Annotated in this window: 6 protein-coding genes; 4 read left to right on the top strand and 2 right to left on the bottom strand. The window is 40.7% G+C overall.

Features of this window, described 5'->3' with window-relative positions; genetic code table 11:
* From OGV69_RS11225 to OGV69_RS11210, 4 genes are all read left to right on the top strand, one after another.
* The coding region (locus tag OGV69_RS11225) for a hypothetical protein (RefSeq protein WP_286469238.1) at positions 1-958 on the top strand (958 nt) is incomplete at its 5' end.
* Between the two features lie 195 nt (positions 959-1,153).
* Positions 1,154-1,516: a GtrA family protein gene (locus tag OGV69_RS11220; RefSeq protein ID WP_069323101.1), complete on the top strand. Its 363-nt coding sequence runs from the start codon at positions 1,154-1,156 to the stop codon at positions 1,514-1,516.
* Complete coding sequence (locus OGV69_RS11215; protein ID WP_069323100.1) at positions 1,513-2,430, top strand: glycosyltransferase family 2 protein; 918 nt, start codon at positions 1,513-1,515, stop codon at positions 2,428-2,430. Before OGV69_RS11220 ends, OGV69_RS11215 begins: the two co-directional genes overlap by 4 nt.
* Positions 2,427-3,851 (top strand): glucosyltransferase domain-containing protein, encoded by a 1,425-nt coding sequence (locus OGV69_RS11210; RefSeq protein WP_074458476.1) that lies wholly within the window; start codon positions 2,427-2,429, stop codon positions 3,849-3,851. Before OGV69_RS11215 ends, OGV69_RS11210 begins: the two co-directional genes overlap by 4 nt.
* Positions 3,852-3,888: 37 nt before the next feature.
* Here the strand turns inward: OGV69_RS11210 and OGV69_RS11205 are convergent, their stop codons facing one another.
* The gene (locus tag OGV69_RS11205; protein ID WP_239177031.1) at positions 3,889-5,445 is read right to left on the bottom strand and encodes a hypothetical protein; all 1,557 of its coding nucleotides are present in this window, start codon (positions 5,443-5,445) and stop codon (positions 3,889-3,891) included.
* A gap of 45 nt (positions 5,446-5,490) precedes the next feature.
* A protein-coding gene (locus tag OGV69_RS11200; RefSeq protein ID WP_114140367.1) for an IS3 family transposase occupies positions 5,491-6,659 on the bottom strand; the annotation gives its coding sequence in 2 pieces (ribosomal slippage) (positions 5,491-6,410 and positions 6,410-6,659; 1,170 coding nt in all).
* Between the last annotated feature and the right edge of the window lie 72 nt (positions 6,660-6,731).

Raw genomic sequence — 6,731 nt, 5'->3', positions numbered from 1 at the left:
ATTTGCTGAGGGTGGGAAACAGAAGCAGTTTGTGAGTGTTGATGTCCAGAACGCAGATATTAAAATTCAGTATAAATATTCACCTGAAGAAGATAGGGTAATTGAGCTTGAGAGAGTTGGCCTCAATAAACTTTTCTCATTTTCAAGGCTTTACAGGATTGATTCTGGGAAGGATGCAACTTTTCCAAGCGGCATACTGGATGGGTTAACTGCGGTTCAAACATTCGACACTGACATCATTGGACCAATTATGGTCAGCGCAGAAAATAATGAAGATGGTGATGACCCAATAGCTGCGTTCACAGGTGGCTGGCATGGATTTAACCGGGACCAGAGCGGATCACCTACAGCCAGGCATGTTTCTCTTCAGGTATGGGTTGACGGGAAGATGGTCAAAGATACCTTTAAGGGATATACAAATGATTTAGTGATTGAAACCACATCTAACATCCAGGGATTTAACACCAAAAAGAAAGATGGCTCCGGTAGGGAGATTATTCAACAGAAAGTAAAAATGACCTTCAATGAAGGACGTGCAGATGTGCATATCAAAATGACTCCTCTTGAAAAGGTGAGGATACACACTTACTACGGACTACAAACAGCACTTTCCCAACTGTATGCCAACAGTTCAATTCGTTATGAATCAGGCGACTCTCCAGAATGGAAAGATACCTCCAGCGGACCAAATGATAGTGGCCCTAAGGGTAAATATCCAAATGTTTATCGCATGACGGCAAAGAACAAGCATAATGATGAAGTTTTGGTATGGTTAGACACTAAATACGGATTAGGGAAAAGATTAAATGTGAGTGATAATTATCCTTCTGCTTTCTTTGTCGGATATAAGAGCTACTTTAACTTAATAAATGGTATTCCTTTAATTATTTCTAAAGACCAATCTGCGGAAATTCATGGAAGTTTTTCTTGGGTTAAAGGATCTGAAGACAACCACTAGTAATATCGCAGCTTTTAATTTAATGCACGATACCTCTCTCGAATACTAGAGCGAGAGGTATCAGCTAATATGTCAATAAACAATATGTATTGTGCTCCGTATATCGCTCTTTGCTTCTACATACCTACATCACATGTCGATCGGTATGCTTGCAGATGATAAGCTACCTTATTCTTGGGATTTCTGGTTTTTATAATGTTAAAATTGTTTGCTAAGTACACATCAATTGGTGTCATCAACACGCTAATACACTGGGTTGTTTTCTTCGTTTTTATATATTTTTTTCATAGTAATCAAACAATTGCAAATCTAGCAGGATTTCTGGTTGCGGTTTCGTTCAGTTTCTATGCAAATGCTAAGTTCACATTTAATTCTCAGACAACAACTATGCGTTACATGCTCTATGTTGGTTTCATGGGATTACTAAGTGCTACTGTTGGTTGGGCGGCTGACATATGCGGTCTAGCTCCAATTTTCACGCTGATCGGCTTCTCGGCCATCAGTCTCGTTTGCGGGTTTATTTATTCTAAGTTCATTGTCTTTAGGGATGCGAAATGAAAATTTCTTTAGTCGTTCCTGTTTTTAATGAAGAAGATGCAATTCCTATCTTCTATAAAACAGTTCGTGAATTTGAAAAATTAAAGCAATATGAAGTAGAAATCGTTTTTATTAACGATGGAAGTAAAGACGCTACAGAATCTATTATTAATGCATTGGCAGTATCAGATCACCTTGTAGTCCCTCTCTCATTCACCCGAAATTTTGGCAAGGAGCCAGCACTTTTCGCTGGTCTTGACCATGCAACTGGTGACGCTGTTATTCCGATAGATGTTGACTTGCAGGACCCGATTGAAGTCATTCCGTACCTGATCGAGAAGTGGCAGGCTGGTGCAGACATGGTGCTGGCAAAGCGCTCTGATCGCTCTACCGATGGCCGTCTGAAGCGCAAGACTGCAGAGTGGTTCTATAAACTTCACAACAAAATCAGCAATCCGAAGATTGAGGAGAATGTTGGCGATTTTCGCCTGATGTCTCGTGAGGTAGTTGAAAACATCAAGCTTTTGCCAGAAAGAAATCTTTTTATGAAGGGTATTCTAAGCTGGGTTGGAGGTCGTACTGATGTGGTTGAGTATGCCCGCGCCGAACGTGTAGCCGGTAGTACTAAATTTAATGGCTGGAAGCTATGGAATCTCGCACTTGAGGGGATCACCAGCTTCTCCACCTTCCCGCTTCGCATCTGGACGTATATTGGCTTGTTTGTGGCGAGCGTAGCGTTTATCTATGGCACATGGATGATTATAGACACTATAGCTTTCGGTAATGCCGTTCGCGGGTACCCTTCTATTTTGGTATCAATACTTTTTCTTGGCGGGGTGCAGCTTATAGGAATTGGGGTTCTTGGCGAATATATTGGACGCATATATGTGGAAACGAAGAAAAGACCGCGGTTCTTGTTAAAGGGTAAAAAATGAAAAACAAATATAATTTATCTATTTTTATTATTGGAATGCTCTACGTGTTGCCAATAGTTTTAGCTAATGTATATTATGTTGATGACATGGGAAGGCTTTCACTTGGATATGGATGGGATGGTGATGGTAGAATTTTATCTAACATTATCACAGAAGCTCTTTCTTTCGGAAATGGAATAATATCAACATTCCCTTATTCAACATTGCTTTCATCTGCGATACTTGTTTTTGCAGGAGCAATTGTTGCTGAAATGCTATTTGAAAATAAATACCTTAGGAATATCTCATCTCTTTTCATTGTTACCTCGCCATTCATGCTTGAAAACTTATCGTATAGATATGACTCTATATTAATGGCGATATCTGTATTATTTGCTGTAATACCTTTTATTTTTCGCTTTAATTACAAGTTGTTTTTCGCCACATCAGTTATTTGTCTTCTTATTTCATTTTGCTTATACCAGACATCAACGATGGCATATTTCTCTGTAACATTATGCTTATTAATAAAGCAATGTTTGAATAAAGAAAATGCTTTTGATTTAAGGCTTTGCATTATTTGTTTAACCTGTTTTTTTGCATCGTATATTATTTACTCGTTACTAATAAACTTACTTGCAATAAACATGCAAAGAAGCGGCTTCATCCCATTTAATAAGGATGGCATTGATATAATACTATCTCGAATAAATAGTTATAAAAATTATTATCTCACACTTTATGTTAGTGGCTTTAAGTATGTTATATGGCCTTGCATAATATTATCCATACTGTCATTTGTTAATTTTGTTTTAAATGGCGGAGGTCTTGGTAGATTATTGTTATTAGTAATATATTTATTCTGTTCAGCAGTATTAACCATGATGCCAAACCTAGTAATATCAACAGCATGGGTAACACCTAGAACATTCATTTGCTTTCCTTTTTTAATTATTTCATTGTTCATAACCATAGATAATATAAAAATCTCTTTATTTGCTGAAAAAATAAAAATAGCCTCAGCAGTCTTGTTTGTTTCTTATTCTTTTTTCCTGTGTTCGATCTATGGTTCAACACTTAAAAACAATGATGATTATTCTGACTTTATTGCTCAGAGCGTCTCAAACGTAATAATGAAAGACTCAAACGAGTCAACATACAAAGTAATGATTTCAGGTCTTCGCCCACTTTCCGTTAAGACAAGGACGGCATTTAATTCTATACCTTTTATAAGCGTATTGGCTCCAAATTATATGTCTCAAGGTTCGTCTTGGGGTATTGCTGATCTTAGTAGATATATAGACATGGCATTTATACCTGAATGGCAAAAATATATTAATGAGAGGTGCACTTGGAGCACTATTGATAGCGGTAGTGTTTACCATATATTAAAAAAAGACAACTTGTATATAGTTGATTTTGATTACAGGTCATGTAAATAGTATAACTATAAGAGGCTGAGTATTCAGCCTCTTTAACTTATAATTTTATGTATTTTGACCCTACGAGGAGAAACTCATAAACACCAGGAGTTGATATTGTTGATACCAAAGTTACACCGTTATACACACCAATTGTCTGGCCACCAAAAACCACAGATGACAAATCAACCAGAACACTTCTTCTTTTCAATGACAGGAGTACTGCTGGGGTAGGCAATCCAAGTGTTTTACCTCCTGTTAATCCTCCACCGAACGGAATAATATTTCTTGTATTATCAGGCCATGTAGTAGCATTATTTACATCACCAAATATTAAAATTTTACCTGCGTCACGATAATCTGTTGTGCTGTCAAAAACATTTCCACCAGAAGCTAGTTCATTATCAAATACACCAGCCTCTGCATTAGTTCTGACGGGTTGACCAAAGTGGCTATTGTCAAATTTTGTAAAATCGTTAGAGGCAGTTCTCAGTGAGAGATTAATACTTCCACCCAACTCACTACCTGACCCAGGTGAGTTATCAGAAATCACGGAGGATTTAAGTTCATTACACTCAATCCATCCATAGTTGCTTGAATCTGAATTTTCATCAATTGTAACCATAGAATTACCAGTTAGTGTTAAACCTAGTATCGCACCATCCTTAACATCTATCACGGCTCCTCTTGTAATGGTTACATCGTGGCGTCCAAATACACAACCAGTAACAGAAGTACGACGCAGACGAGTACATTTAAACAATTTAGGAGTCCATGTATCAGTTACCCAGTCTATAGATGTCCATCCAAGTTGAGAACCATTAAAAGTAACGCCTTCAATTTCTGATGCTGAAATAGTAACGGCATCATAGGAAACGCTACCACTGGCAATGTGCTGAACATTATTGAATGCTAAATTGTACGCCCTACGAGCACGAATGCCTCTACGCACACCTGACAATTGAATATTGTTAAATACACCATTATTTATACCTTGTGGAGATGAAGGACCAACATCAGTGTTACTTATAAAATACACTGCGCCATCAACGATAATATCAGACCATGCACCTATATTGCCCATCAAAGAACCTGGCCCTGCTCCAGAGCCTAATCCGTGAGCAAATACACGATATGCCGCAAGAGGCCATAAGTTGTGCACAAAAGGGTTTTCTGATACAGCCAGTGTTATGATCGCAGCAGTATCTGCAAAACTTCCTTCTGGATAATTTGGAGCGTGGCTCTGGAAGAAGTTAACAATGGTAGCTGAAGCAATGGTGTTAGTTGGGCCCATGGGATGGACGTTAGTAAGCGTTACAGTTCCGTCCAGATTCCTAGTTACACCTGATGCGTAATAACCACCACTGTCAGTTGTAAATTCTAAGAAGCTTGTATAAACCGTCCCGTCTCCAGCAGTAGTACCGAAAGGCCATATAACTGGAGTGCGCCCATCAGGCCATGGGTCAAAAGATAGCGTAACTGTATCTGATGTATAACTAACAATAGACTGTCCGGCATTACCAGCCCATTGACGCATAGTGAAATGGTCAATCTCTACTTGAATAGCCTCGAATACAAGACCTCTAATGCCTAGAGCAACTACCAGTTCTGACACTCTTCCTAAAGAACCAATTGCTGTTTCTCCATGAAAATGTAGTGGTCAACTAAAACTGGCCACGGCTTTAGAGTTTTTCCAGTATCGGTTTTCCGATTCGTTTGGAGGTAATCCACCGTTATAGTCATGCGGCCTTAGCGAGCTGTAATACCCGACGATATAGTTTGTGATCGCATGAGCTGCTTCGCTAAAGTTTATATAGCCTGTCACTGGCACCCACTCGTTTTTCAGACTTCTGAAGAAGCGTTCCATCGGGCTGTTATCCCAGCAGTTTCCGCGTCGGCTCATACTTTGCCTGATCCGGTAACGCCACAGTAACTGCCGGAACTGCCTGCTTGTGTAGTGGCTACCCTGGTCACTGTGGAACATCACTCCCGCTGGTTTACCTCGGGTTTCCCACGCCATTTCCAGCGCTTTGATGGTTAGCTTGCTGTCCGGTGAGAATGACATTGCCCAGCCTACCGGTTTCCTGGCGAACAAATCGAGAACGACGGCGAGGTAAGCCCAGCGCCTGCCTGTCCAGATATACGTCACATCGCCGCACCATACCTGATTAGGCTCTGTCACTGCGAACTGTCGCTCAAGGTGATTTGGGATAGCGATGTGTTCATGACCACCCCGTTTATACCGGTGGGTGGGTTGCTGACAACTCACCAGTCCCAGTTCTTTCATGAGCCTGCCGGCAAGCCAGCGTCCCATTCTGAAGCCTCTCAGGGTTGCCATAATGGCGATACTTCTCGCGCCAGCAGAGCCATGGCTAATGTTATGCAGCTCCAGAACCTGACTACGTAATACAGCCCGCTTGCCGTCTGGCTTTTCGGGGCTTTTCACCCAGTATTTGTAGCTGCTGCGATGAACCCCGAACACGTGGCAGAGTGTGACCACAGGATACTGCGCTCTGAGTTTCTCGATTAACGAGAACTGTTCAGGGAGTCTGACATCAAGAGCGCGGTAGCCTTTTTTAATATGTCGTTTTCCATTTCGATGCGTTGTAGCTTTTTCTTTAGCTCACGTATTTCAATCTGTTCTGGGGTTATAGGAGAGGCTTTAGGTATTTTGCCCTGTCGTTCATCCCGTAACTGCTTTACCCATCGCGTCATGGTAGAAAGCCCCACGTCCATAGCACTGGCCGCAGCTGCAACTGTGTAGTTCTGATCAAGGACCAGTTGAGCGGATTCGCGTTTAAACTCTGCGCTGAAATTTCTTTTTTTCATTGGGACACCTGTATTGTTCTGAGATGAGCATATCACCTCTGTTCAGGTGGCCAAATTCAGTAAACCACTACA

The organism is Citrobacter sp. Cc139 (genome assembly GCF_030334645.1).
Classification (GTDB): domain Bacteria; phylum Pseudomonadota; class Gammaproteobacteria; order Enterobacterales; family Enterobacteriaceae; genus Citrobacter; species Citrobacter werkmanii.
Note: the sequence above shows the minus strand (reverse complement) of the source record. Positions and strands in the feature narration are given on the sequence as shown.